The following is a 1,190-nucleotide window of genomic DNA, read 5'->3' on the forward strand; positions in this document are numbered from 1 at the left end:
TGTCTAAAGAAAAATTTGAACGTACGAAACCGCACGTTAACGTTGGTACTATCGGCCACGTTGACCACGGTAAAACAACTCTAACTGCAGCTATCTGTACTACTCTTGCTAAAGTTTACGGCGGTGTAGCTAAAGACTTCGCATCTATCGATAACGCTCCAGAAGAGCGTGAGCGCGGTATCACAATCGCAACTTCTCACGTTGAGTACGACACTCCATCACGCCACTACGCACACGTTGACTGTCCAGGACACGCTGACTATGTTAAAAACATGATCACTGGTGCTGCACAGATGGACGGTGGTATCCTAGTTGTTGCTGCGACAGATGGCCCAATGCCACAAACTCGTGAGCACATCCTACTAGGCCGTCAGGTTGGTATCCCATACATCATCGTATTCATGAACAAATGTGACATGGTTGACGATGAAGAGCTACTAGAACTAGTAGAAATGGAAGTTCGTGAACTTCTATCTGAATACGATTTCCCAGGTGATGACCTACCAGTTATCCAAGGTTCTGCACTAGGCGCACTAAACGGCGAAGAGCAGTGGGAAGCGAAAATCGTTGAACTAGCAGAAGCTCTAGATACTTACATCCCTGAGCCAGAGCGTGCGGTAGATCAGCCATTCCTAATGCCTATCGAAGACGTATTCTCAATCCAAGGTCGTGGTACAGTAGTAACTGGCCGTATCGAGCGTGGTATCCTAACTGTAGGTGACGAAGTTGCTATCGTAGGTATCAAAGACACTACTACAACTACATGTACTGGTGTTGAGATGTTCCGTAAGCTTCTAGACGAAGGCCGTGCAGGTGAGAACGTTGGTGCACTTCTACGTGGTACTAAGCGTGACGAAGTTGAACGTGGTCAAGTACTAGCTAAGCCTGGTTCAATCACTCCACACACTAAGTTCGAATCAGAAGTATACGTACTGTCTAAAGATGAAGGTGGTCGTCACACTCCATTCTTCAAAGGCTACCGTCCACAGTTCTACTTCCGTACAACTGACGTAACTGGTGACATCCAGCTACCAGACGGCGTAGAAATGGTAATGCCAGGCGACAACGTACAGATGACTGTAGAGCTAATCGCACCAATCGCAATGGACGAAGGTCTACGTTTCGCGATCCGTGAAGGTGGCCGTACAGTAGGTGCTGGTGTTGTTGCTAAGATCTTCGACTAATTCATA

General features: G+C 47.3%; 1 protein-coding gene. It reads left to right on the forward strand.

All coding sequences use genetic code 11. The features are described 5' to 3' along the window. Positions 1–1,184: elongation factor Tu (gene tuf, locus R7F64_RS23745; RefSeq protein ID WP_017822038.1), on the forward strand; the 1,184-nt coding region annotated here is incomplete at its 5' end. Between the last annotated feature and the right edge of the window lie 6 nt (positions 1,185–1,190).

It is taken from the genome of Vibrio sp. Vb1980 (genome assembly GCF_033338615.1).
Lineage (GTDB): Bacteria > Pseudomonadota > Gammaproteobacteria > Enterobacterales > Vibrionaceae > Vibrio > Vibrio alginolyticus.